The sequence below is a fragment of the Lysobacter capsici genome, assembly GCF_018732085.1.
Lineage (GTDB): Bacteria > Pseudomonadota > Gammaproteobacteria > Xanthomonadales > Xanthomonadaceae > Lysobacter > Lysobacter capsici_A.
Window position 1 is genome coordinate 141,084 of sequence record NZ_CP076103.1, and the last position, 23,371, is coordinate 164,454.

The following is a 23,371-nucleotide window of genomic DNA, read 5'->3' on the forward strand; positions in this document are numbered from 1 at the left end:
CATGGATGTCAGAGTCGCCCGTTTGAAATCCCTGGCCGTGGCTTGGCTCGCATCGCTGCTCGCCCTGCCCGCAAGCGCCGCCGAGCTGGCGACGCCGCAGCAATTGCGCGAAGACCTGCAAACGATCGCCGACACCCTGCGCGAACAACATCCCGAAGCCTCGCATTCGGTCGCGCCCGCATCGCTGCGGCACGCGCTGGCATCGGCGCGCGCGCGGCTGGATGCGCCGATGGATCGCGATCAGGCGTGGTTGCGGCTGGCGCCGCTCAATTCGGTGCTGGCCGATGCGCACACGCTGATCGCGTATCCCGACTGGCGCGGCGACCTCAAGGCGCACGTCGCGGCCGGTGGCGGCCTGTTTCCCTACGAGGTCCATGTCGACGGCGAACGCGGCGAGCTGTTCGCGGTGGCCGAGCTCGGCGGCGCGCGCAGCGAGCACGCCCGCGCCCGCATCACTCGCATCAACGGAGTCAGCGCGCGGCGCGTGATCGAGCGGCTGATGCGCCTGACCCACGGCGACTCGCCCGCGTTCCGCGCGCGCCTGCTCGAACAGCGCTGGGCGTTTTACTACTGGCGCGCGTACGGCGATCCGGCGCGGTTCGATATCGCGTTGCGGCCGGTCGGCGGCGCCACACCGTCGCATCTCACGCTGTCGCTGCCGGCCGCGTCGCGTCTGCCGGCCGTGCTGGCCGGGGACCAGACTTTCGAGCGCACGTTCGGGTTCGAACTGCGGCCCGATCGCGCCGCGGTGCTGCGCATCGACAGCTTCGTGTGGTCCGACCCCGAGCGGTTCTATGCCTTCACCGAGGACGCCTTCGCGCAGATCAAACGGCACGGCGTGCGCAGGCTGATCGTCGATATCCGCGACAACGGCGGTGGCGACGACGAACTGTGGATGCGCGGCCTGCTACGGCATATCGCCGACCGGCCGTATCGCAACGGCTCGACCTATCGCAAGCGGGTGCTGGCTAAATTCCGCAGCGGCGAGGAAGTCACCGGCGCGATCGTCCGCGGCGAGAAGACCGGCCTGGTCGAACCGGTCGCCGACGATCCGCTGCATTACGACGGCGAGCTGATCGTGCTGATCGGTCCGGCCACGTATTCCTCGGCGGTGCTGTTCGCCAATACCGTGCAGGATTTCGGCTTCGGCCGCATCGCCGGCGCGCGCGGCGACGTGGTGCGCAGCCGCCAGAGCGGCAGTGTGCAGGAAACCCGGCTGCCGCACAGCGGGCTGATGTTCTATTGGCCGAGATTCGTGCTGGATCGTCCGGCGCCGCGCGCCTCGCCGTGGCTGCAGCCGGATCTGATCGTGCGCGACGATCCGTTCGATGCGCAGGTGGCGATCGAGCAGGTGTTGGCGCTGCCGGTGGAGCATTGAGGGGGGGAAGGTGTTGCGTGCTTGTCGGGGCGTCGTCGTTTGTGCGGTTTCGCGGTCGCGGCTTGCGCCGCTCCTACAGGCAGATACGTAACTACGATTCCAACTGTAGGAGCGGCGCGAGCCGCGACCGCGAATTACGCCGACCGGCGCAACCCAAACGCAGCTGCGATCTCAACGCACGGACGCATCCTCGACAGGCGATGCACCTACGTCGCCAGATGCGGGCGGCAACGCTACGTCATCGCGCGATCCACGCCGCCACACCATGCTGCGCAACACCCCATCGCGCCGAATCAACCCGTGATACAGCGCCGCCGCCAGATGCAGCAGCACCGTCGCGAACAACAGATACGCCAGCGTGCGATGCAGCCAGCGCAACAGCGCGAACACGCTCGGGTCGGACGGCGCGATCGGCGGCAGCACGACGCCGGCGCCGAGGCTGACCGGATAACCGCCGGCCGACAGCATCGCCCAGCCGATCAGCGGCAGCGCGAACATCAACGCGTACAACAACCAATGCGAGGCGCGCGCGGCGAACCGTTGCAGCGGCGGCAGGTCGGCCGGCAGCGCGGGCGGTTTATGCAGAAGGCGCAACGTCAGGCGCAGCGCCGCCAAAGCCAGGATCGAAATCCCCAGCGGCTTGTGCAGCGCGAGCAGCCAGGTGTGCTTGTCCGACACCGTCGCGACCATGCCGGCGCCGATGAACAGCATGCTCACGATCATCACCGCCATCAGCCAGTGCAGCACCCGCGCCGGCCACCAGAACATGTCCTCGTTGCGGCTCATCGCGGCAGCTCCTTCGGCGGGTGGCCGCCGGCCCGCGCTTCTTCGGCGGTGCGGCGGCGATAGGATTCGGCGTAGGCGGATGAGCGCGCGGCCAGCAGCGGGTCGTCGGAACCGGCGATGCCGTCGGGCAGGATCAGCGGGTCGTAGTTGATGTCGCGGCATGCGCCGGCGTCCTGCGCTTGCGCGCGGGCGAGCACGACGCGGCCGGCATCGATCTCGCGACGCTCGGGCGGCCACACGCGGGTGGCGTCGGCGGTCGGATCGCCCGGCGCGGCCAGGGTCACCAACAACCGCCACTGCAACGGTGCCTTCGCCAGGCGCCGATCGAGTTCGTCGGCGAGTACGTCGTGATCCTGCGCCGACAGCGGCGCCGTCGCCGCGCCGTTGTCGGGTTCCACCCGCCAGCGCACCGCCTGGCGGGCGCCGGCGGCGTCGATGAAATAGAACGCGTTGAGGCCGTAGTAAGTTTCGGTGGCGTAACTCGCCGAGGGTTTGCGGTCTTTGGCCCAGGCGCGGAACGCCGCGGTTTCCGGGTGCGCGGCGAAGAACGCTTTCTGCCTGGCCGGATCGGGCTTGCCGGTGGCCGGGTCGGGCGCGCCGGCCTGCAATTGCTCGTAGAACGCCTGCGGCGTGGCGACCGGGAACACCGGCATGTTGTTCATGCCGGTACGCCACTGCTGGCCGTCGGCCTGGGTGAAGCGCAGGGCGAAGCTGCGGATCGGCACGCCGCCGTCGGGCGCGTAGGGATTGCCGCCGGGCAGGGCGAAGCGTCCGACCACCGGTGTGCGTCCGCGCGCGAACAGCGCGGCCTTCGAATACGCCGCGGCCTCGCCGCTGCTGTCGAAATAGCCGATCACGCACACGCCCTTGGCGTGGTTGCGGCGATACCCCGGATGCAGGCCGCCGTTGGCCTGCAGATCGTCGACGATGCGCTCAGGGGTGAGCCGCTGCGGATCGAGCGGGCCGGCGACGTAACCGAACGCGGCCGCCGCGGCGCTGACGACGAAGGCGATCAGGGCATAGCGGCCGAGCGGCCCGGGCGGCCGCGAGGGCGCGGGTGAGGAGCGTGAGGCGTTGGCTGAGTCGGGTTCGGGCGGCGACATGGCGGGGTCTCGGTGGGGGCGCGATACCGGTACGACGCCCGGCCGCGGGGTTTATTCCCGGCCCGACCAAAATAGGTTCAACGAAACCGCCGGGGCGACGGAATAAACTGCGGCCTGCGGCGTCCCACCCATGACGTCCTCTCCGAGCGCCCGCTCCGCCCGCCATGCCCGCCCACGAGCTAGACACCGCCCTGCGCGAACAACTGCCCTCGTTGCGGCGTTTCGCGCGCTGGCTCGCGCGCGATCCGCACGCGGCCGACGACTTGGTCCAGGCCGCGCTTGAGCGCGCGATCACCCGCTGGCACAGCCGCCACGACGATCAGGCCCTGCGGCCGTGGCTGTTCGCGATCGTCTACCGCCAGTTCCTCGATGCGCAGCGGCGTTCGCAGCGTTACGCCGGTTTGTTGTCGCGCTTGGGCCTGGCCGGCAACGAGCATCAACCCTCGGCCGAGCGCGAGTTCGTCGCGCGCTCGGCGCTGGAGGCGATGCAGCGCCTGCCGGTCGAGCAGCGCAGCCTGCTGCTGTGGGTCTCGGTGGAAGGGCTGAGCTATCAGGACGTCGCCGACATTCTCGAGGTGCCGATCGGCACGGTGATGTCGCGGCTGTCGCGCGCGCGCCAGGCGCTGCGCCGGCTCAGCGAAGGCGAGACGCCGGGGCCGGCGTTGAGGTTGTTGAAATGAAGGTGTTCCAGTGAGTCGCCTCCATCGTTTTCCATCGCACCGCGCGAGCGCCGTCGAATGAACCTCCCCAGCGAACACGATCTGCATGCTTACGTCGACGGACGGCTCGATGCCGCGCGCCGCGCCGAAGTCGAAGCCTGGCTCGCGCGTCATCCCGAATCGGCCGAAGAATTGCGCGCCTGGCAGCGCGATGCGCAGCAACTGCGCGCCGCGTTGGCCGGCGATGCGTTGAGCGCGCAACCCGAGCTCGATCCGGCGCGCGTGCGCGCTGGCCTCACCCGCAAGCGCAACGCGCGTTACGCGATGGCCGCGGCGATACTGCTGAGCATCGGCGTGGGCGGTCTCGGCGGCTGGCAGGCGCGGACGTGGTCGCAGTCGGCCGATGCGCCATCGTTGCAGGCGCAGGCGCAGGCGCGACCGCTGCCGATGGCCGATGCGATCGCCGCCCATCGCTTGTTCGCGGTGCGTCACGATCTGCGCCCCGATCGCACGGTCGGCGCCGGCGACCTGCAGACCTGGCTCGACGCCAATTTCCGCGCGCCCATGCGGCTGCCCGATCTGAGCGCGGCCGGCTTCCGTCCGTCGGGCGTGCGCATGCTGTCGACTGAACAGGGCGCGGCGGCGCTGGTGGTGTACGCCGACCCGTCCGGCAACGCGATCAGCTTCTACATCCGGCCGCCCGGCCCGCAGCGCCATCTCCTGCCACGCGGCGACCGCCGCGACGGCGATCTGTTCGCGCAATACTGGTCGCGCGGCGACTACAACTATGCGATGGTGAGCCGTGGTGATTCGGCGAACGTCGTCAGGCGCGCGCTGGCAGGCGCGATCTGATCGCGCACGGTTCGATATCGAGGAAAACGGTCATGACGGCGGTTTCGAAGGAAACGCAGCAGGCGCACGACGGGTTCGCTGATTTTCTGCACTCGTTGGCCGAAGGCTCGGCGACGCAACAGGACTGGCGACGCCACGCCATCTCGCACAATGCCGACGCCGCGCTGGAAACGGCGCGGATGGAACTGATCAAGGTGTCGCAAACCGATTCGCGCATGCCGACCGATTCGGCGAAGGTGCGCGACGCCGCCAGCGAGATCATCCGTCGCCTGGATATCCGCACGGGGAGCTGAGCGGCACGCTCGCGTCGGCGCGCAGGCTGACGGCTTTCGCGAGGTTTTTTGATCCGCAGCTTAACCCAGTTCGGTTCGTTGCATGCCGGGCATGCGCTCAATCGTGATCGGAACTGCTCGGGCGCGCCCGCAATTGCGCCATCGCCTCGTGGTAATCCAGATGCGCCAGCGCTTGCGCGGCTTGCAGGTGCTCGGCGCAGAACCATTCCAGGCCATGGGGATGGTCGAGTGCAGGATGCGGGGTGGGCCGAAAGTCGGCGAATTCCACGATCGAGACATCCTTGCGGCGATGGCAAAGCTCGCAGATCGGCGGTTTCATGGCGGCGCCCGCAACACGGTCGAGCCCAGTATCCACGCCGGCGCGGCGCCGTCCAGGAACCGATAACGAAAAACCCCGCTTTCGCGGGGTTTTTCGTTGCTGCCGGGCGACTCAGGCCGCCTGCACGATCCGCAGCGGATTGCGGTATTCCTTGAGCAACTCCGCCTCGCGCGCCTTGGCCTTGTGTAGGTGCTCTTCCTTGACGTGGCCGTAGCCGCGGATGTGCTCGGGGATGCCGGCGATCTCGGCCGCAAGGTCGACGTTACCGCCGTCCAGGGTCGGCAGCAGGTCGCCGATCGTCTGCTCGTAGTCGGCGATCAGCTGGCGCTCCATCTTGCGTTCTTCGGTGTAGCCGAAGATGTCGAAGGTGCCGCCGCGCAGCTTGCGCAGTTTCGCCATCCACTTGAACGCGGTGAACACCCACGGCCCGAATTCCTGCTTGATCAGGCGGCCCTGCGCGTCCTTCTTGGCCAGCAGCGGCGGCGCGAGGTGGAACTTGAGCTTGTAGCCGCCTTCGAACTGCTGCTCCAGCTTGCGCTGGAAATCGCCGCTGGTGTACAGGCGCGCGACTTCGTACTCGTCCTTGTACGCCATCAGCTTGAACGAATAGCGCGCGACCGCCTCGGCCAGATCGGTCGAACCCGGCGCCTTGGTCTGCTCGGCGCTGCGCACCTTCGCGACGAAGTCCGAATAACGCTTGGCGTAGGCGGCGTCCTGGTAGTCGGTCAGGAACGCGACGCGGCGCGCGATCAGCTCATCGAGCGAACGCGACAGGCGCAGATCGTCGAGCGGCAGGAACGCGACGTTGTCGCCGTCGGCCTTGGCAGGCACATGACGCAGCTCGTCCTCGTTGCGGGTCGCGCGCGGCGCGGAGGTGGCGCCCCATTCGTTGCCTTCCCATTCGCCCGGCGCCAGATGCGGCAGGTCGCGCGGGGTGGCTTCGGCCGCTGTCGGCACCTTGCGGGTCACGCCGGCGGCTTCGGCCACCGACTGCGGATCGATCGCGGCCAGTCGGCCCCAGGCGAACGCGGTCTTGTTCATTTCGATCGCCGCGCCGTTGAGCTCGACCGCGCGCATCAGCGCATCGAAGGTGATCGGCACCAGCGCGCGCTGCCAGGCGTAGCCCAGGATGAACAGATTGGTCGCGATCGCATCGCCGAGCAGCGCGGTGGCGAGCTGGGTCGCGTCGACGATCAGCGGGTCCTGTCCGCCGAGCGCCTGCTTGATCGCCGCGACGATGTCGGTCGCCGGGAACTGCATGTCCGGACGCGTGGTGAAGGTGCCCGGCATCGCTTCGTAGCTGTTGAGCACGACCTGGCTGCGGCCGGCGCGCACCTTCGACAGCGCCCAGTAGTCGTTGACCACGACCATGTCGCAGCCGAGCACGAGGTCGGCCTCGCCCGCGGCGATGCGCACCGCGTGGATGTCGTTCGGCGTCTTGGCGATGCGGATGTGGGTGGTGACCGCGCCGCCCTTCTGCGCCAGACCGGTCTGGTCGAGCACGCTCGCGCCCTTGCCTTCCAGGTGCCCGGCCATGCCGAGCAACGCGCCGATGGTGACCACGCCGGTGCCGCCGACGCCGGTGATCAGGATGTTCCACGGCGTGTCGAGCGACGGCAGCGTCGGCATCGGCAGATCGGTCAGGCGGTCCTTGGCCGAGCCCTTCTTCTTCTTCAGGCCGCCGCCTTCGACGGTGACGAAGCTCGGGCAGAACCCGTTCACGCAGGAATAGTCTTTATTGCAGTTGGACTGGTCGATCTCGCGCTTGCGGCCGAACTCGGTTTCCTTCGGCAGCACCGACACGCAGAACGACTTCTTGCCGCAGTCGCCGCAGCCTTCGCACACCAGCGTGTTGACCATGACGCGCTTTTGCGGATCGACCATCTTGCCGCGCTTTCGGCGGCGGCGCTTCTCGGTCGCGCAGGTCTGATCGAAGATCAGCACGCTGGTGCCCTTCACCTCGCGCAGGCGCTTTTGCACCGCGTCGAGTTCGGAGCGGTCGTGGAACTCCATGTCGCTCGGGAAGATTTCGCGCTTGTTCCACTTGGCGATGTCGTCCGACAGCAGCACGATGGTGTGCACGCCTTCCGAACGCACCTGGTGCGCGATCTGCGGCACCGACAAGGTCCCGTCGACCGGCTGGCCGCCGGTCATCGCGACCGCGTCGTTGTAGAGGATCTTGTAGGTGATGTTGACGCCGGTGGCGACCGACTGGCGGATCGCCAGCGAACCGCTGTGGAAATACGTGCCGTCGCCGAGGTTCTGGAACACGTGCTGGGTTTCGGTGAACGCCGCCTGCCCCGACCAGGTCACGCCTTCGCCGCCCATGTGGGTGAAGGTGTTGGTGTCGCGATCCATCCACGTCACCATGTAGTGACAGCCGATGCCGCCGAGCGCGCGCGAGCCTTCCGGCACCACGGTCGAAGTGTTGTGCGGGCAGCCCGAGCAGTAATGCGGCACGCGCGGGAACGAGGCGCGCGGCAGGGCGAGTTCGCTTTCCTTTTCTTCCATCCAGCGCAGCACTTCGCGCATGTGCTCGCTGTCGTGGAAGCGCTGGATGCGGCGCGCGATCACGCCGGCGATGCGCGCCGGGGTCAGTTCGCCGGTCGACGGCAGGATCCACTCGCCGCTTTCGTCGTACTTGCCGACGATCGACGGACGCCGCTCGCCGTCCCAGTTGTACATCGATTCCTTCATCTGGCTTTCGATGAAGGCGTGCTTCTCCTCGACCACCAGGATGTCGTCGAGGCCGCGCGCGAACGCGCGCAGGCCGACCGGTTCCAGCGGCCAGGTCATGCCGACCTTGTACACGCGGATGCCGAGGTCCGAGCAGGCGCGCTGATCCAGGCCGAGATACTCCAGCGCTTGCAGCACGTCGAGGTAGCTCTTGCCCGTGGTGATGATGCCCAGGCGCGCATTCGGCGAATCGATGACGATGCGATCGATCTTGTTGGCGCGGGCGAACGCCTGCGCGGCCTTGACCGCGTACTGGTGCAAGCGCATTTCCTGATCCATCGGCGGATCGGGCCAACGGATGCTCAGGCCGCCCGGCGGCAGGATGAAATCGTCCGGGGTGATGATGTCGAGCGCGAGCGGATTGACGTCGACCGACGCCGAGGACTCGACCGTCTCGGCGATGGTCTTGAAGCCGACCCAACGGCCGGTGTAGCGCGACATCGCCCAGCCGATCAGGCCCATGTCGAGGATGTCCTGCACGCCGGCCGGGTTGAGGATCGGCATCATCGCGCTGGTGAACTCGCCCTCCGAGCCGTGCGGCAACGTCGAGGAGCGGCAGGCGTGATCGTCGGCGGCCAGCGCCAGCACGCCGCCGTACTTGCTGGTGCCGGCGGCGTTGGCGTGCTTGAGCACGTCGCCGGTGCGGTCCACGCCCGGGCCCTTGCCGTACCACATGCCGTACACGCCTTCGACCTTGGCGCCCGGGAACAGGTTGGTCTGCTGAGTGCCCCAGACCATGGTCGCGCCGAGGTCCTCGTTGAGGCCCGGGGTGAATTTCACCCCGGCCGCTTCCAGGTGCTTGCGCGCGCGCCACAGCTCCAGGTCGAACCCGCCCAGCGGCGAGCCGCGGTAGCCAGAGATGAAGCCGGCCGTGTTCAGGCCCGCGGCCTGGTCGCGCAGGCGCTGCATCAGCGGCAGGCGCACCAGCGCTTGCACGCCGGACAGGTAGATGCGGCCTTCCTGACGGGTGTACTTGTGCTCCAGCCCGTAGTCCGGGTCGAGGACGCTGTTGGTCAGGGCGGTATTCGCCGACGAGGGCGAGCTGAGTTCTGCGGTGCTGGTCATGGCGGGCTCTCGCGGCGGTGCCGCGGGTTGGCTGGCGGGGGCGTTCGGCGGACGGTGCAGCGACGGGCCGGGCCGGCGGTGGCGCGCCGGGGACCGAGCAAAGACTCGGAATTATAGCAATCGCGGGGATTGGGGCCGAAAGGCGGACCGGGTGTGCCGCGGCGGCGCGCGTCCGGGCGGTGGCCGATGGGGAGGTGCGCTACCGTGTGGTCCGGGGTCGTGCGGTCCGAACCGTGCGACGGTTCCATTCATCGCAACCGGACGCCGTGGCGAGCGCATGGCCCATCACTCCGGTGAAGACCACACGATGCCGTCAGCCCCGTATCACCGCCCCGCCGATGCGCGGGTAGGGTTCGAACTGCTCGCCTCGCAGCGCGGCGGGCGCACGGGCGCGGTCGTCAGCGGTTACTCGCCGGCCTACGCGGTGCGCGCCGATTACTGGACCTCGGTGCGGCATGAGTTCATCGACGCCGATACGGTCGAACCGGGCGCACGGGCGCAGGCGTTGGTGTGGTTCCTCACCCCCGAGGTCTATCCGGGCAGTGTGTGGCCCGGTCGCGTGTTCGAGGTAGCCGAAGGCCAGCGGCGCGTGGCGACGGCGACGGTTGTCGAGGTCTTCAATGCGGTGCTGGCGCGCGATCCCGCGCCGGCGCAGCGATAGCCCGCGTCGTACCGACACGCAGTTTCGCCGCTTCGTTGCGGCAGCGCACCGTGCGCATGCATCGGCCGATCCGAACCGGCAGCGTCTCGCCCGATCCGGGTCGAGACCGGCCGGCTCCGGTCCACCGAGCCGGCATTTCCACCGACATCGCCTAGCCGATCGAGCGCGCTCCGCGCGACGGCGCATCGGGCTGCACCGCTTGCTGGGTTTCGGGCGCCTGCGCGGCCTGCTGCTGCTCCTGGCGATCGACCGTGGCCACCGCCTGCCGGCGCATGTCCTGGCCCGCGGGCAGGTTGCGCGCCGCGTCCAGGGCGTTGCGGTCGCCGGCGATCAATCCGTCGAGCAGCGCGTTCGCATCGCCGCCGGCGGACGCGGTGCGCGGGCCGGTCGGCGCGCGACCTTCCACCGGCGTCCGCGGTTCCAATGCGCTGCGGCGATCGGGCGCGTCCCGGTTCGGCGCCGGATCGGGCAGGCGGAACTCCGCGCCGCCGCTCGGCAGGCCGCGGGTGCTGCCGCCACCGCCGCCGCCCAGTGGAATCGTCAGCCCGAACACGCCGGAGGTGCCGCGGCCATCGGTGGCGACCCGGCCGAAGAAACTCACCCCGCTGGAGGGTTCGCGGTAATTGATCTCGGCCTGGCCGCCGAAGGTCTGCCGCCCGCCCTGGTCGCGCTCGAAATTCAGCCGGCCGCTCGCGGTCAGGTTGGGCGCCAAGGTGGTGTCCAGGGTCGGGCCGAACCGGTAGGCGCCGCCGGGATTGAACGCGGCGGATGCGCCCACGCGCAGCCAGTTGTCGGTGCCGAAGGCCTGGCTCGCGGAGGCTTCCACGCCGGTCCCCTGCGGGCTGCGGGTGACCGCGGTGCTGAGGTTGAAGCCGCCCGGGCCGCCGTTGAACGCGGCGTTCAAGCCGGTGGTGTCGGTGCCGCTGTCATGGCGAATGCCGCCGCTGAGCACGCGGCCGCCGCCGAGCTCGTGGCGCGCGTCCAGCGACGCGACGCTGCCGGTCGGCGATTGCGAATACAGCGCCGACAGCTGGCTGGTCCCCAACTGCAGGCTGCCGAAGCCGGTGTAGGTGTTGGTCTGCAGGTTGCCGGCCACGCCCAGCGACAGCCGGTCGACGCCGTCGGTGCGGCTGCCGGCGACCACGAAACCGTTCGGGTTGCCGCCGATCGCCAGGGTGGTGGGGCCGTTGCTCGCGCCGGCGAACCCCGACACCACGCCGTTGCGCGGATCGGTGAGGGTGGCGCCGAGCGAGGTCACGCTGCCGTCCGGGCCGGCGATCGTCTGCCGCTGAAAATGGCCGAACAGCGGCGTGTTGCCCGACCAGGCGATCCCCGAGCCTTCGGACCGGCCGGGCAAGGTGACCGGCGCCGTCAAGCCGGCCGGCCCCAGGCCCGGACCGAGCACGCTCAACGGGTCTTGCGACGGCGGTATCCGGAAGCCCGGCACCGGCCCGGTGGGCGGCGCGGACGGCAGCGGCCAAGGCCCGGTGGCGGACATGTCCGGCCACTGCGACTGCGGAAGCTGGAAGCCGAACGGCTGCAGGCGCACGTCCGCCGCAGGCGGGGTGGGCGAACCGCTCGGCGGCGGCATGTGTCCATTGGTGGGACTGGTGGGATCACCCATCATGCTTCTCCATTTGCTCGACCCGTTGCGTACTGTGCTACCAGCAGCGCAGAAAGGTATAAAACTTCCGTGAAATGGTCGCAATTTCAGGACGAAAGGCCGCCCGGCCGGGCACCTTCCGCGGCCGCCGCCGCGCCTGTCCCGCCCTGGCTTTGCCGATCGATGCAGCGACCGCCCACCACGCCGGGAACCGAATCCTCATGCCCCTGACGCTGCACCTGCGCACCCTCGACCCCGGCATGGCGCAAGCCTGGCGAGCGGTTTTCAGCGAATCCGAAGCGACGGTCGAGGTCGGCGACATCCTCGACGCGCCCGCCGACGCGATCCTCAGCCCGGCCAACAGTTTCGGTTTCATGGACGGCGGCATCGACCTGCTGTATTCGCGCTACTTCGGCTGGGAGCTGCAGGACGCGGTGCAGGCGCGGATACGCAGCGAACACGGCGGCGAACTGCCGGTCGGCCAGGCGATCGTGGTGGCGACCGGCCACGCGGCGTTCGCGTTCCTGGTCAGCGCGCCGACCATGCGCGTGCCGATGCCGGTGGATCGCACGACCAACGTCTATCTGGCCTTCCGCGCCGCGCTGATCGCGATCGACGCGCACAACCGCGGCCGCGCCGACACGATCGCGTCGCTGACCAGCCCCGCGCTAGGCGCCGGCATCGGCGCGATGCCGTTCGATCGCGTGGCGCGGCAGATGCGCGCGGCCTATGCCGACGTCGTGCTGGGCGAAACGCACTGGCGCGACAGCGCGCGCGGGGTGCTGGCGCAGCATGCGGGGTTGATGCGTTGACGGGCCATGCATCGCGGGTGACGCAGTTCATCGCCGAGGATAGCGGGACGAACCTGTTCGGCGCTGCGAAGAGCAGGTCCAGCAAGGCGGTCACGCAACGCGCCGAGTGATGCAGGAAGACACTTGGCCCGTTGACCCAGGAAAGTGCATTCCGCACACGCCAAGCACGGACAAATGCCGCCGCGGCGAACGGCCGATACTGCGGGACGCACGCGCTACGCGGGCCGTCGCCGTTTCATTCGCAGCAGATCATTCGCGCCAGGCTGGGGAGCCGCCATGAACTTGAGTCGTTCGATCGTGTTCGCGTTGTCGTTGTGCTTGTCCGTGGCCGCCGGCGCGGCCGAGCCGCCCAAACCCGCGGCCACGCCGGCCGCGGCGAAGGCGCCGGCCCAATCGCCGTTCCTGGCTTACGAGCAATCGTCGCTGGCCTTCACCCATGCCGACGTGGTCGACGGCACCGGCGCGCCGATCCGGCGCGATCAGACCTTGCTGGTCGAAAACGGAAAGATCCGCGCGCTGGGCGCGAGCGGACGTATCGCGATTCCGAAGGGCGCGACCGTGATCGATGCGCGCGGCAAGACCTTGTTGCCGGGTTTGGTGATGATGCACGAGCACATGTTCTATCCGACCGGGCATGGCAACTATTCGGAAATGGTGCACAGCTTTCCGGCGCTGTATCTGGCCGGTGGCGTGACCACCCTGCGCACCGCCGGCGCGATGCTGCCGTACGCCGATCTCAACATGCGCGCGCAGATCCAGGCCGGCGCGATCGCCGGGCCGGACATGGACGTGACCGCGCCGCTGCTCAACGGCCCCGGATTGGCGGTGCTGGCGGTCAAGGTGGTCAACGGCGCGGACGACGCCGAGCGCGCGGTGAGTTACTGGGCCGACGAGGGCGTGGATTCGTACAAGGCCTACATGCACATCCGCCGCGATGAATTGCAACGCATCATCGAGGTCGCGCACCGGCGCTCGCGCAAGGTCACCGCGCATCTGTGCTCGGTGACCTTCGCCGAAGCCTCGGCGATGGGCATCGACAATCTCGAACACGGCTTCGCGTTCGCGTCGGACTTCGCGACCGACAAGCAGGCCGACGCCTGTCCTGCGTCGATCACCCGCTCGCTCGCCGATCTGGACCTGGACGCGCCGCAGATGCGCGCGCTGATCGATCTGTTGGTCGCGCGCAAGGTCGCGATCACCTCGACCTTGCCGGTGTTCGAGACGCTCGTGGCGCGGCGGCCGAAGGTGCCTGAGGCGGCGTTGTCGTTGCTGCTGCCCGAAGTGCGCGAGCAGTACGAGGCCGGTTGGACGTCGATGCAGGCCAAGCCGGCCGATTGGGAATGGGCGCGGTTGTTTCCGAAGCTCGGCCAATGGGAGAAGCGCTTCGCCGACGCCGGCGGTCTGTTGCTGGCCGGCACCGATCCGACCGGTTACGGCGGGGTGATTCCGGGCTATGCGAGCAAGCGCCAGATTCAGTTGATGGTCGAGGCGGGCTTCTCGTTCGAACAGGCGGTGCGGGTGGCGAGCTTGAACGGTGCGCGCTATCTGGGTCGAGAGGCGAGCATTGGCAGTCTGGAAGTGGGCAAGCGCGCCGATGTCGTGATGATCGATGGCGATCCGACCCGCGATGCCGGCGCCATCGAGCGGATGCCGTTGGTGTTCAAGGAAGGCAAGGGCTACAAGACCGAGGCGATCTTCGAGGCGATGAGGGGGAAGGTGGGGTTGCATTGATGCGCTTGGGGTGTCGTTACTTTGGTTATTCGTGGGTGTGGGAGGTGATGGCGCGGCCATGATGTCGACCATGTTGTTCGGACGGGCGCGTTGGTTTGCCCCCTTTGGAAAAGGGGGCTGGCGCCCGACGTTCAGTCGGTAGCGAGGTGGGCGTTTGTGGCGCGGGGGATTTGCTTTTTGCTGGGAACTCGTCGCGATTTGAACGAAAAGCAAATCCCCCCTGCCCCCCTTTTTCAAAGGGGGGAACAGCAAAAGCATTCGCTTCGTTGGTGCGACTTTTTTTGTGGCTGTGGTGTCGACGGCTTTGTCCGGACAAGCGCGTTGGTTTGCCCCCTTTGGAAAAGGGGGCTGGCGCCCGGCGTTTATTCGTTGGCAAGGTGAATGTTTGCAGCGCGGGGGATTTGCTTTTTGCTTGGATGCCGTCGCTGCTTGAGCGAAAAGCAAATCCCCCCAGCCCCCCTTTTTCAAAGGGGGGAACAGCACGGGTGGGTGATGTAACGCGGCAGGCAGGCTTGAACGAGAGCGCGGGTGTGAACGATTGAGCGCCGCTCAGCGCAGACCGGCGATCCAGCTGTCGCGCACATGCAGCTTATCGTCTAACGCCACCAGGTCAGCGCGATATCCCGGCGCGATGCGTCCGAGTTCGTGGCCCAGGCCGATGAAGTCGGCCGGGTAGGCCGAGGCCATGCGGCAGGCTTCGTCCAGCGGTAGGCCGAGCCGTTGCACGGTGTTGCGCACCGCGCTCGCCATGTCGAGCGCGGAGCCGGCGAGGGTGCCGTCGGCGGTGGTGCATTTGCCGTTGCGGCAGGTCATGGTCTGGCCGTACAGGACGAAGTCGTCCTGCTCGCCGCCGACCGGCGGCATCGCGTCGGTGACCAGGATGATCTTGCCGCGCGGCTTGGCCGCGATGGCGATGCGCAGCGACGCGTCGTGGACATGTTCGCCGTCGACGATCACCCCGCACCACGCGTTCGGGTCTTCGATGCAGGCGCCCACGCCGCCGGGGTCGCGGCTGCCGAGCGGGGTCATCGCGTTGAACAGATGGGTCACACCGCTGACGCCGTGAGCGAACGCATCGCGCAGACGATCGTAATCGGCGGCGGTGTGGCCGGCGCTGAGCAGCACACCGCGCGCGGCCAGCGCCTGCAAGGTGGCGTTGTCGAAACGTTCCGGCGCCAGAGTCAGCAGGGTCTTGCCGACTTCGAGCGAGGCGATCTGATCGAGTTCGGCCTCGCTGGGCGTGTGGAACTTGTCGGGGTTGTGGACGCCCTTGCGTGCGGCGGCCAGGTACGGCCCTTCCAGGTGGATGCCGAGAATGCCGGGCACGTTTTGCGCGATCGCCTCGCGCACCGCATCGATCGCGCGCAGCATCACCGACACGTCGTCGCTGATCAGGGTCGGCAGCATCCCAGTGGTGCCGAACTTGCGGTGCGCCTGGGCGATGCGGCGCAGGCCGTCGACATCGGGCGCATCGTTGAACAACACATCGCCGCCGCCGTTGACCTGGGTGTCGATGAAGCCGGGCACCAAGTAATCGCCGCGCAAGTCGATCGTCTGGGTTCCGCTAGGCGCCGGCCCGGGCAACACCGCGACGATGTACCCGCCCTCGACGATCACGCTCAGATCCGATTCGAACCCGCGCTCGCTCAGAACGCGCCCGTTGACGAAGGCGATGACGCCGGCAGTGACGGACATGGCGATGCGTTCCTCAGACCGTCTCGGTGACTTTGTTGAGATGCGGCGGCAGGTCGGGGTTGTAGCCGCGCGCGACCGCGAGCGCGTTGACCGCCTGGTAGAAGCTCGCCACGGTGATCAGCGGCGTCATCGCCGGATGCGAGGAACGCGCGAGCGGCAGGGCGTCGCCGCCATGGATGCCCGGCGCGGCCAGCCACACCGGCGCGCCGCGCGCGCGGAACTCGCGCGCGACCGCGACCGTGCCGTCGCCGGTGCCGTCGTCCTGGGCGAAGGCGAGCACCGGGAAACCGGGGCCGACGATCGCCATCGGCCCGTGCTTGACCTCGGCGCTGCTGAAGGCTTCCGCGTGCAGGCCACAGGTTTCCTTGAACTTGAGCGCGGCTTCCTGGGCCGCGCCCAGGCCCAGACCGCGGCCGATCACGAACAGATTGCGCGCATCGGTCAGGCCCTCGACCAGCGGCGACCAATCCTGCTTCGACGCCTCGCGCAGCGCATCGGGCAAGGCATGCACGGCGTTGAACAGCGCCGCATCGTTGCTCCAGCGCGCGGTCAGCTGCAGCAGCGCGGCCAGCGAACACAGGTAACTCTTGGTCGCCGCGACGCTGGTTTCCGGGCCGGCGTGCAGGCCCAGCACGGTGTCGGCGAGCTGCGCCAACGGCGAATCGGTGACGTTGACCAACGCGACCACGTAGGCGCCGGCGGCCTTGGCGATCTCGGCGTTGCGCAGCAGGTCGGGGCTCTTGCCCGACTGCGAGATCGCCACGAACAACGCGCCTTCGAGCTTGGGCCGGACCGCATACACCGAACCCACCGACGGCGAGGCCGAGGCGGTGACCAATCCCAGCTGCGTTTCGAACAGATATTTGCCGTAGGTCGCGGCGTGATCGGAACTGCCGCGCGCGCAGGTCACGATGAAACGCGGCGGCTGTTGTTGCAGGCGCTCGGCCAGGGCGTCGACGCTGTCGGCGTTGGCGGCGAATTGGCGCGCGACCGCGTCGCCGGCTTCGTGCGCCTCGGCGTACATGCGGGTGCTCGTCGGGTCCAGCAGGGTGGGGGTGCTCACGGCGTGGGTTCGCTCTGCAGTTCGGCGACGAAGTCGTAGGCGTCGCCACGGTAGAAGGATCGGGTGAACTCGACGACACGACCGTCGTCGAGGAACGTGCGGCGTTCGATGAACAATCCGGGCGCGCCTTCGGGCAGGTTCATCAGCCGCGCCTGTTCGGCGTCGAAGGCGATCGCGCGTAGCCGTTGCAGGGCGCGCGCGGGGCGGATGTCGAGCTTGGCGAAGGCTTCGTACAGCGAGTTTTCGACCAGGGCCGGATCGGGCAGCACCGACAGCGGCACCACCGTGCGTTCCAGCGCGAGCGCCACGCCGTCGGCGGTGCGCAGGCGGTAATAGCGGATCACCGCCGCGCCCGGCGACAGGTTCAGCGCCATCGCTTCTTCCGGGGTGACCTCGCCGACGCCGCGTTCGAGGAAGGTCGAGCGCGGATCGAGCCCGCGCGCGCGCAGGTCGTCGGTGAAGCTGGTCAGGCGCGAAAACGATTTGACGATGCGTTCGGCGACGAAGGTGCCGGCGCCCTGGCGCTGCACCAGCAGCCCGTCGGCGACCAGGCCGGCGATGGCCTTGCGCACGGTCACCCGCGACAGATCCAGCAGCTTGCCGAGTTCGCGCTCGCCGGGCAGGGCCTGGCCGGCGGTCAGTTCGCCGTTGTCGATCGCGTGCTGCAGGGTCCGGCGCAGGTGTTGATAGGCCGGTGCGCGGCGCGCGTCGGTCTGGCGGCGGAACTCGCTTTGCAAATAGGACTGCATGGCAAAAAGATACCAGTCGTAGACCACTGGCGGCAACAAAGCCGTGCTAAACCTAGATAAATCGTTGATTTATTGTCTATTTGTCGAAGTGGTATCTTGCTGGTATCTTTACTGGTATGGTTAAACCCAGACCTGTCCGAGCCCGTCCATGAGCGTCTACACCGTGCCGACAACCTCCCAAGCGCCGCATCTCGCCCCGTTGGCTCCGTTCGACCTGGTGATCTTCGGCGGCACCGGCGACCTGGCCCTGCGCAAGCTGCTGCCGGCGCTGTTCCACCGCTATGCCGACGGCCAGATCGTCGCCGGCACCCGCATCGTCGCGATCGCCCGCGACACCCAGAGCGACGCGGACTACCGCGGCCGGGTGCGCGAGGCGCTGGCCAAATTCGCCAACCTCGATGCGCGCGAATCCGCGGCGATCGACGGGTTTCTGGATCTGCTGCTGTACCGCCGGCTCGATCTGAGCTCCGACGGCGGCTGGCCGGAGTTCGCCGCCGAGTTCAGCGGCGACGAACGCGTGCGGGTGTTCTACCTCGCGGTCGGCCCGGACCTGTTCGGCATCGTCGGCGATCGTTTGCAGTCGCATGGCCTGGTCGGGCCGAAGACCCGCGTGGTGGTCGAGAAGCCGCTCGGCAAGGACGGCGCCAGCGCGAACGCGATCAACGACGCGCTGGGCCGGGTGTTCAACGAAACCCAGATCTTCCGCATCGATCATTACCTGGGCAAGGAAACGGTGCAGAACCTGACCGCGCTGCGCTTCGGCAATGCGCTGTTCGAGCCGCTGTGGAAGGCCGAGCACATCGACCACGTGCAGATCACCGTGGCCGAAACGGTGGGCGTGGAATCGCGCGCGCCGTACTACGACAAGTCCGGCGCGCTGCGCGACATGGTCCAGAACCATCTGCTGCAACTGCTGTGCCTGGTCGCGATGGAGCCGCCGTCCTCGCTCGCCGCCGATGCGATCCGCGACGAAAAATTGAAAGTGCTGCGCGCGCTGCGTCCGATCGTCAACGGCAACGCCGCCCAGTCCACCGTGCGCGGCCAGTACAAGGCCGGCGCCGTCGACGGCACCGCGGTGCCGGGCTATGCGCACGAACTCGGCGCGCAGTCGCTCACCGAAACCTTCGTCGCGATCAAGGCCGAAGTGAAGAACTGGCGCTGGGCCGGCGTGCCGTTCTACCTGCGCACCGGCAAGCGTCTGGGCGAGCGGGTGTCGGAGATCGTGGTGACCTTCCGCCAGGTGCCGCATTCGATTTTCGAAGAACTGACCGAACAAGACCCGTCCAGCCGCCTGGCGCCGAACAAGCTGGTGCTGCGCCTGCAGCCCGACGAAGGCGTGAAGCTGTGGCTGATGAACAAGGTGCCCGGCCCCGGCGGGCTGCGCCTGCGCCACGTGCCGCTGGACATGAGTTTCGCCGCGGCCTTCGGCGGCCGTCAGGCCGACGCCTACGAGCGTTTGCTGATGGACGTGGTGCGCGGCAATCCGATGTTGTTCATGCGCCGCGACGAAGTCGACGCGGCGTGGAAGTGGATCGATCCGATCCGCGCCGCCTGGGCCGCGAGCGCCGACGCGCCGCGTCCCTACACCGCCGGCAGCTGGGGCCCGAGCGCCGCGGTTGCCTTGATTGAACGCGACGGGAGAACCTGGCATGAAGATGCAGGCTGAGCGACTGACCGTGATCGAACCCTTGCCGCTGCCCTTGCACGAGCGCCTGTTCGACGACGGCGAACAATTGGCGCAGGCGCTGGCCAAGCAGGTCGCCGCCGATCTGCGCGGCGCGCTCGCCCGTCACGGCGAAGCGAGCATCGCCTTGTCGGGCGGCAACACGCCGAAGCGGTTTTTCCAGGCGCTGTCGACGCAGACGCTGGACTGGGCGCGGGTGACCGTGCTGCCGATCGACGAGCGCTGGTTGCCGCCGGAGCATCCTCGTTCCAACGAACGCCTGCTGCGCGAGAACTTGCTGCAGCACAACGCTGCGGTCGCGCGTTTGTTGCCGTTGTACCGGCCGACGGAAACGCCGGAGATGGCGTTGATGCCGGTGCTGACCAAGATCGCCAACGAAGGTCTGCCGCTGGATGTCGCGGTGCTCGGCATGGGCGACGACGGCCACGTGGCCTCGTTGTTCCCGGACCTGGGCTACGACAACCCGGCGTTGCGCGAGATCGGCCTGCAACCGCGCGGCCGTGCGCCGGTGATGTCGGTGCGCACCGCGGCGATGCCCGAGCCGCGCATGACCCTGACCCTGAGCGCGATCTTCACCGCGCCGGCGCTGTACCTGCATATCGAAGGCGACAAGAAGCGCGCGGTGCTCGACACCGCGCAACGCGATCCGCGTTGCGTGTTGCCGATCCGCTCGGTGTTGAGCGGCGCGCCGTCGGCGCCGACGCTGTATTGGAGCCCGTGATCCGTTCGAATCAAAGATCCGCCTTCGTTTCCAAGCGTTTCATTTGACGCCCGCAACCCGATTGGGTGTCTCGACAGCCAGGCCAGAGTTCCCTCCCCTCCCACTTCGGCCTTTGCTGTCGCCCCCTTTATCCAAGGGGGCAACGCCGCCTGGCGGCGTGGGGGGATTTGCTTTTGCCTTTGCTTCTGCGGAAGGTGTAGGAAGTGCAAATCCCCCCTAACCCCCCTTTTTCAAAGGGGGGAACTGTTCGGCCTCGTTGGACGGGGCCTCGCACCGACTGAGTAAACGTGAATACCCCATTGCATCCCGTCGTCGCGCAAGTCACGCACCGCATCCAGGAACGCAGCCGCGCGCGCCGCACCGCCTACCTCGCCCGCATCGACGCGGCCGGTAGCGGCGGCCCGCATCGGCGACGCCTGTCCTGCGGCAATCTCGCCCACGGTTTCGCCGCCTGTTCGACCGGCGACAAGGCCGCGTTGCGCAGCGGTTACGCGCCCAACCTGGGCATCGTCACCTCGTTCAACGACATGCTCTCGGCGCATCAGCCGCTGGAACGCTATCCCGATCTGCTCAAGGCCGCCGCGCGCGATTGCGGCGCGACCGCGCAGGTCGCCGGCGGCGTGCCGGCGATGTGCGACGGCGTGACCCAGGGCCGCGAAGGCATGGAGCTGTCGCTGTTCTCGCGCGACGTGATCGCGATGTCGACCGCGATCGCGCTGTCGCACGACATGTTCGACGCCGGCCTGTACCTGGGCGTGTGCGACAAGATCGTGCCGGGCCTGCTGATCGGCGCGCTGCATTTCGGCCACCTGCCGGGCATCTTCGTGCCGGCCGGGCCGATGACCTCGGGCCTGCCGAACGACGAAAAATCGCGCGTGCGCCAGCGCTACGCGACCGGCGAGGCCACCCGCGACGAACTGCTCGAAGCCGAAGCGCGCAGCTACCACGGCCCGGGCACCTGCACCTTTTACGGCACCGCCAATTCCAACCAGATGCTGATGGAACTGATGGGCCTGCATCTGCCCGGTTCCAGCTTCGTCCATCCCAACACGCCGTTGCGCGACGCGCTGACCGCGCTGGCCGCGCACCGCGCCGCGCAGATCACCGCGCTCGGCGACGACTACCGCCCGATCGGCCGCATCGTCGACGAGAAGGCGATCGTCAACGGCGTGATCGGCCTGCACGCGACCGGCGGTTCGACCAATCACCTGCTGCACCTGATCGCGATGGCCGCCGCGGCCGGCATCGACCTGCGCCTGGAGGATTTCGACGCGCTGTCCTCGGCGATTCCGCTGTTGGCGCGGGTGTATCCGAACGGCAGCGCCGACGTGAACCATTTCCATGCCGCCGGCGGCCTGGCCTATCTGATCGGCGAGTTGCTCGATCACGGCCTGCTGCACGGCGATGTCGAGACCGTGGCCGGGCATGGCCTGGCGCGTTATCGGGTCGAAGCGCGACTGGGCGCCGAAGGTCAAGTCGAATACGTGCCGTCGACGCCGACCAGTTGCGACACCGCGGTGCTGCGGCCGGTCGCCGAACCGTTCCGCAGCGATGGCGGCCTGCGCGTGCTCGGCGGCAATCTGGGCACCGCGGCGATCAAGGTCTCGGCGGTGCCGGAGGATCGCTGGGTGATCGAAGCGCCGTGCCGGGTGTTCGTGGAACAGCAGGAAGTGAAGCAGGCGTTCGAACGCGGCGAACTCGATCGCGACGTGATCGTGGTCGTGCGTTTCCAGGGCCCGCGCGCGAACGGCATGCCCGAACTGCATCAGCTCACGCCGACCCTGACCGTGCTGCAAAAACGCGGCCATCGCGTCGCGCTGGTGACCGACGGCCGCATGTCCGGCGCGTCGGGCCAGGTGCCGGCGGCGATGCACATCACGCCCGAGGCGATGGCGGGTGGGCCGTTGGCGAAGTTGCGCGACGGCGACGTGCTGCGGCTCGACGCGATCGAAGGGACGTTGAATGTGGTCGAGCCGGCCGACTGGGCTTCGCGTGAGAGCGCGACGGCCGATCTGTCCGGGCATCACGTCGGCATGGGGCGCGAGTTGTTCGCTGCGTTCCGCGATTACGCCGCGCCGGCGGATCGGGGCGCGGGGGTGTTTGGGTCGTTGACGCTTTGATTGGTTTGGATTTGGGTTCGACTCGACTCGACTCGGTTCGGTTCGGTTCGGTCTGGTTGATTGGATTCGGTGATGGAGAGTTGACCGATGTCGTTACCGCGTATGCCCGCGAACCTCCCAAGCCGTCATTCCCGCGAAGGCGGGAATCCAGAGACTTCAGCGTCATGCAACCCGAACGTCATTCCCGCGAAAGCGGGAATCCAGTGACTTTAAGCGTTCTCGCAAGAAAGGCCCTGGATGTTTGGCTTCGCCGAAGTAAAGCAGAACCCGCCTTCGCGGGAATGACGATCCAAAGAGTCGTCGCAGCCGTAGCCTTTTCCCGAATCCCGAATCCCGAATCCCGAATCCCGAATCCCGAATCCCGAATCCCGAATCCCGAATCCCGAATCCCGAATCCCGAATCCCGGACGCCATCATGCCCGCCCCCGCCCGCACCACCTTCCTGTTCGACCTCGACGGCACCCTGGTCGACAGCGTCTATCAGCACGTGCTCGCCTGGAAGCAGGCACTCGACGCCGACGGCATCGAGCTATCGGTCTGGCGCATCCATCGCAAGATCGGCATGAGCGGCGGCTTGTTCACCAACATCCTGCTGCGCGAGACCGGGATCGACATCACTGCGGAGCGGATCGAGCGGCTGCATCGTCTGCACGCGGAAGCCTACGGCCGTCAGGCGACCCAGATCCGCCCGCTGCCGGGCGCGGTCGAACTGCTCGCGTACCTGACCGCCAACGACATCCCCTGGGCGATCGCGACCAGCGGCCGCATGGAAACCGCGCGTCACAACCTGATCGCGCTCGGCGTCGATCCGGAGCAGCGCGTGGTGATCACCCGCGACATGGTCAAGTACGCCAAGCCCGATCCGGACCTGTTCCTCGCCGCCGCCGACAAACTCGGCGCCGACATCGAGCATTCGGTGGTGGTCGGCGACAGCATCTGGGACTTGCTCGCCGCGCGGCGTGCGCGTGCGCTCGAGGTGGGGTTGTTGTCGGGCGGTTATGGGCAGGAGGAACTTGAGCGTGCGGGTGCGTTCCGGGTTTATGAAGATCCGGCGGATCTGCTTAAGCACATTGATGAGGTGGCTGCGCGGCCGTGAGTTTCGCGGCGAAGTTTTTTCTCGTCATGCCGTGAAAGCGATCCCTGTCTTGTTTCAGCGAACCCGAAAACTTAGAGACTTCAGCGTCATCTCTCCAAGTCGTCATTCCCGCGAAAGCGGGAATCCAGAGCCTTCAGCGTCATCCTTTCAGAACGTCATTCCCGCGAAAGCGGGAATCCAGTGACTTCAAGCGTTCTCGCACGAAAGGCCCTGGATTCCCGCCTTCGCGGGAATGACGACTTGAG

19 protein-coding genes are annotated in these 23,371 nt (G+C 67.9%); 11 read left to right on the forward strand and 8 right to left on the reverse strand.

Going from position 1 to position 23,371, the window contains the following annotated elements:
* The first annotated feature begins 1 nt into the window (after nt 1).
* Nucleotides 2-1,378, forward strand: a complete 1,377-nt coding sequence (locus KME82_RS00590) for a S41 family peptidase (RefSeq protein ID WP_215496808.1) — start codon at nt 2-4, stop codon at nt 1,376-1,378.
* Nucleotides 1,379-1,549: 171 nt separating this feature from the next.
* Here KME82_RS00590 and KME82_RS00595 read toward each other — a convergent pair whose 3' ends face one another.
* Entirely contained in the window at nt 1,550-2,164 is a 615-nt protein-coding gene (locus tag KME82_RS00595) for a cytochrome b (protein ID WP_215496809.1), read from the reverse strand.
* Entirely contained in the window at nt 2,161-3,267 is a 1,107-nt protein-coding gene (locus KME82_RS00600; RefSeq protein ID WP_215496810.1) for a catalase family peroxidase, read from the reverse strand. The genes KME82_RS00595 and KME82_RS00600 overlap by 4 nt, the downstream gene beginning before the upstream one ends.
* Before the next feature lie 164 nt (nt 3,268-3,431).
* On the opposite strand from KME82_RS00600, the gene KME82_RS00605 reads away from it, so the two are divergent.
* From KME82_RS00605 to KME82_RS00615, 3 genes are read left to right on the forward strand one after another with little or no spacing between them, the layout of a single operon-like run.
* The gene (locus tag KME82_RS00605; RefSeq protein WP_036103502.1) at nt 3,432-3,947 is read left to right on the forward strand and encodes a sigma-70 family RNA polymerase sigma factor; all 516 of its coding nucleotides are present in this window, start codon (nt 3,432-3,434) and stop codon (nt 3,945-3,947) included.
* Nucleotides 3,948-4,004: 57 nt separating this feature from the next.
* Nucleotides 4,005-4,778: an anti-sigma factor family protein gene (locus KME82_RS00610; RefSeq protein ID WP_215496811.1), complete on the forward strand. Its 774-nt coding sequence runs from the start codon at nt 4,005-4,007 to the stop codon at nt 4,776-4,778.
* Nucleotides 4,779-4,810: 32 nt separating this feature from the next.
* Entirely contained in the window at nt 4,811-5,071 is a 261-nt protein-coding gene (locus KME82_RS00615; RefSeq protein ID WP_215496812.1) for a hypothetical protein, read from the forward strand.
* A gap of 97 nt (nt 5,072-5,168) precedes the next feature.
* On the opposite strand, the gene KME82_RS00620 is transcribed toward KME82_RS00615, so the two are convergent.
* Together KME82_RS00620 and KME82_RS00625 are read right to left on the reverse strand one after the other, a co-directional pair.
* Nucleotides 5,169-5,390 carry a hypothetical protein gene (locus KME82_RS00620; protein ID WP_215496813.1) on the reverse strand — a complete coding sequence of 74 codons (222 nt, stop codon included), beginning with the start codon at nt 5,388-5,390 and terminating at the stop codon, nt 5,169-5,171.
* Between the two features lie 111 nt (nt 5,391-5,501).
* Entirely contained in the window at nt 5,502-9,191 is a 3,690-nt protein-coding gene (locus KME82_RS00625; RefSeq protein WP_215496814.1) for an indolepyruvate ferredoxin oxidoreductase family protein, read from the reverse strand.
* Nucleotides 9,192-9,498: 307 nt separating this feature from the next.
* Here KME82_RS00625 and KME82_RS00630 point away from each other — a divergent pair, with 307 nt between their 5' ends.
* Nucleotides 9,499-9,852, forward strand: coding sequence for a hypothetical protein (locus KME82_RS00630; RefSeq protein WP_215496815.1), 354 nt, complete (start codon nt 9,499-9,501; stop codon nt 9,850-9,852).
* Between the two features lie 151 nt (nt 9,853-10,003).
* Here the strand turns inward: KME82_RS00630 and KME82_RS00635 are convergent, their stop codons facing one another.
* Nucleotides 10,004-11,476, reverse strand: a complete 1,473-nt coding sequence (locus KME82_RS00635; protein WP_215496816.1) for a hypothetical protein — start codon at nt 11,474-11,476, stop codon at nt 10,004-10,006.
* Between the two features lie 200 nt (nt 11,477-11,676).
* Here KME82_RS00635 and KME82_RS00640 point away from each other — a divergent pair, with 200 nt between their 5' ends.
* The gene (locus KME82_RS00640; protein WP_215496817.1) at nt 11,677-12,267 is read left to right on the forward strand and encodes a macro domain-containing protein; all 591 of its coding nucleotides are present in this window, start codon (nt 11,677-11,679) and stop codon (nt 12,265-12,267) included.
* A 276-nt stretch (nt 12,268-12,543) separates the two neighbouring features.
* The gene (locus tag KME82_RS00645; RefSeq protein WP_215496818.1) at nt 12,544-13,998 is read left to right on the forward strand and encodes an amidohydrolase family protein; all 1,455 of its coding nucleotides are present in this window, start codon (nt 12,544-12,546) and stop codon (nt 13,996-13,998) included.
* Nucleotides 13,999-14,547: 549 nt separating this feature from the next.
* On the opposite strand, the gene nagA is transcribed toward KME82_RS00645, so the two are convergent.
* Genes nagA through KME82_RS00660 form a run of 3 tightly spaced genes read right to left on the reverse strand, consistent with a single transcriptional unit; the run spans nt 14,548 to nt 17,505 of the window.
* The gene (gene nagA / locus KME82_RS00650) at nt 14,548-15,693 is read right to left on the reverse strand and encodes an N-acetylglucosamine-6-phosphate deacetylase (protein WP_215496819.1); all 1,146 of its coding nucleotides are present in this window, start codon (nt 15,691-15,693) and stop codon (nt 14,548-14,550) included.
* A 13-nt stretch (nt 15,694-15,706) separates the two neighbouring features.
* Nucleotides 15,707-16,756 carry an SIS domain-containing protein gene (locus tag KME82_RS00655; RefSeq protein ID WP_430538770.1) on the reverse strand — a complete coding sequence of 350 codons (1,050 nt, stop codon included), beginning with the start codon at nt 16,754-16,756 and terminating at the stop codon, nt 15,707-15,709.
* Nucleotides 16,753-17,505, reverse strand: coding sequence for a GntR family transcriptional regulator (locus KME82_RS00660; RefSeq protein WP_215496820.1), 753 nt, complete (start codon nt 17,503-17,505; stop codon nt 16,753-16,755). The genes KME82_RS00655 and KME82_RS00660 overlap by 4 nt, the downstream gene beginning before the upstream one ends.
* Before the next feature lie 148 nt (nt 17,506-17,653).
* On the opposite strand from KME82_RS00660, the gene zwf reads away from it, so the two are divergent.
* The 4 genes from zwf (at nt 17,654) to KME82_RS00680 (ending at nt 23,126) form a co-directional block, all read left to right on the forward strand.
* Nucleotides 17,654-19,171, forward strand: coding sequence for a glucose-6-phosphate dehydrogenase (gene zwf, locus KME82_RS00665; protein ID WP_215496821.1), 1,518 nt, complete (start codon nt 17,654-17,656; stop codon nt 19,169-19,171).
* Nucleotides 19,155-19,910: a 6-phosphogluconolactonase gene (gene pgl, locus KME82_RS00670; protein ID WP_096411569.1), complete on the forward strand. Its 756-nt coding sequence runs from the start codon at nt 19,155-19,157 to the stop codon at nt 19,908-19,910. The genes zwf and pgl overlap by 17 nt, the downstream gene beginning before the upstream one ends.
* Nucleotides 19,911-20,197: 287 nt before the next feature.
* Nucleotides 20,198-22,030, forward strand: coding sequence for a phosphogluconate dehydratase (edd, locus tag KME82_RS00675; RefSeq protein ID WP_215496822.1), 1,833 nt, complete (start codon nt 20,198-20,200; stop codon nt 22,028-22,030).
* Between the two features lie 415 nt (nt 22,031-22,445).
* On the forward strand, nt 22,446-23,126 hold the full coding sequence (locus KME82_RS00680; RefSeq protein ID WP_215496823.1) for an HAD family hydrolase: 681 nt from the start codon (nt 22,446-22,448) through the stop codon (nt 23,124-23,126).
* Nucleotides 23,127-23,371: the final 245 nt, after the last annotated feature.

What these genes read in the sequence shown, in the direction of transcription:
- KME82_RS00590 (WP_215496808.1), top strand. Translation starts at nt 2, where the DNA reads ATGGATGTCAGAGTCGCCCGTTTGAAATCCCTGGCCGTGGCTTGGCTC.
- KME82_RS00595 (WP_215496809.1), bottom strand. Translation starts at nt 2,164, where the DNA reads ATGAGCCGCAACGAGGACATGTTCTGGTGGCCGGCGCGGGTGCTGCAC.
- KME82_RS00600 (WP_215496810.1), bottom strand. Translation starts at nt 3,267, where the DNA reads ATGTCGCCGCCCGAACCCGACTCAGCCAACGCCTCACGCTCCTCACCC.
- KME82_RS00605 (WP_036103502.1), top strand. Translation starts at nt 3,432, where the DNA reads ATGCCCGCCCACGAGCTAGACACCGCCCTGCGCGAACAACTGCCCTCG.
- KME82_RS00610 (WP_215496811.1), top strand. Translation starts at nt 4,005, where the DNA reads ATGAACCTCCCCAGCGAACACGATCTGCATGCTTACGTCGACGGACGG.
- KME82_RS00615 (WP_215496812.1), top strand. Translation starts at nt 4,811, where the DNA reads ATGACGGCGGTTTCGAAGGAAACGCAGCAGGCGCACGACGGGTTCGCT.
- KME82_RS00620 (WP_215496813.1), bottom strand. Translation starts at nt 5,390, where the DNA reads ATGAAACCGCCGATCTGCGAGCTTTGCCATCGCCGCAAGGATGTCTCG.
- KME82_RS00625 (WP_215496814.1), bottom strand. Translation starts at nt 9,191, where the DNA reads ATGACCAGCACCGCAGAACTCAGCTCGCCCTCGTCGGCGAATACCGCC.
- KME82_RS00630 (WP_215496815.1), top strand. Translation starts at nt 9,499, where the DNA reads ATGCCGTCAGCCCCGTATCACCGCCCCGCCGATGCGCGGGTAGGGTTC.
- KME82_RS00635 (WP_215496816.1), bottom strand. Translation starts at nt 11,476, where the DNA reads ATGGGTGATCCCACCAGTCCCACCAATGGACACATGCCGCCGCCGAGC.
- KME82_RS00640 (WP_215496817.1), top strand. Translation starts at nt 11,677, where the DNA reads ATGCCCCTGACGCTGCACCTGCGCACCCTCGACCCCGGCATGGCGCAA.
- KME82_RS00645 (WP_215496818.1), top strand. Translation starts at nt 12,544, where the DNA reads ATGAACTTGAGTCGTTCGATCGTGTTCGCGTTGTCGTTGTGCTTGTCC.
- nagA (WP_215496819.1), bottom strand. Translation starts at nt 15,693, where the DNA reads ATGTCCGTCACTGCCGGCGTCATCGCCTTCGTCAACGGGCGCGTTCTG.
- KME82_RS00660 (WP_215496820.1), bottom strand. Translation starts at nt 17,505, where the DNA reads ATGCAGTCCTATTTGCAAAGCGAGTTCCGCCGCCAGACCGACGCGCGC.
- zwf (WP_215496821.1), top strand. Translation starts at nt 17,654, where the DNA reads ATGAGCGTCTACACCGTGCCGACAACCTCCCAAGCGCCGCATCTCGCC.
- pgl (WP_096411569.1), top strand. Translation starts at nt 19,155, where the DNA reads ATGAAGATGCAGGCTGAGCGACTGACCGTGATCGAACCCTTGCCGCTG.
- KME82_RS00680 (WP_215496823.1), top strand. Translation starts at nt 22,446, where the DNA reads ATGCCCGCCCCCGCCCGCACCACCTTCCTGTTCGACCTCGACGGCACC.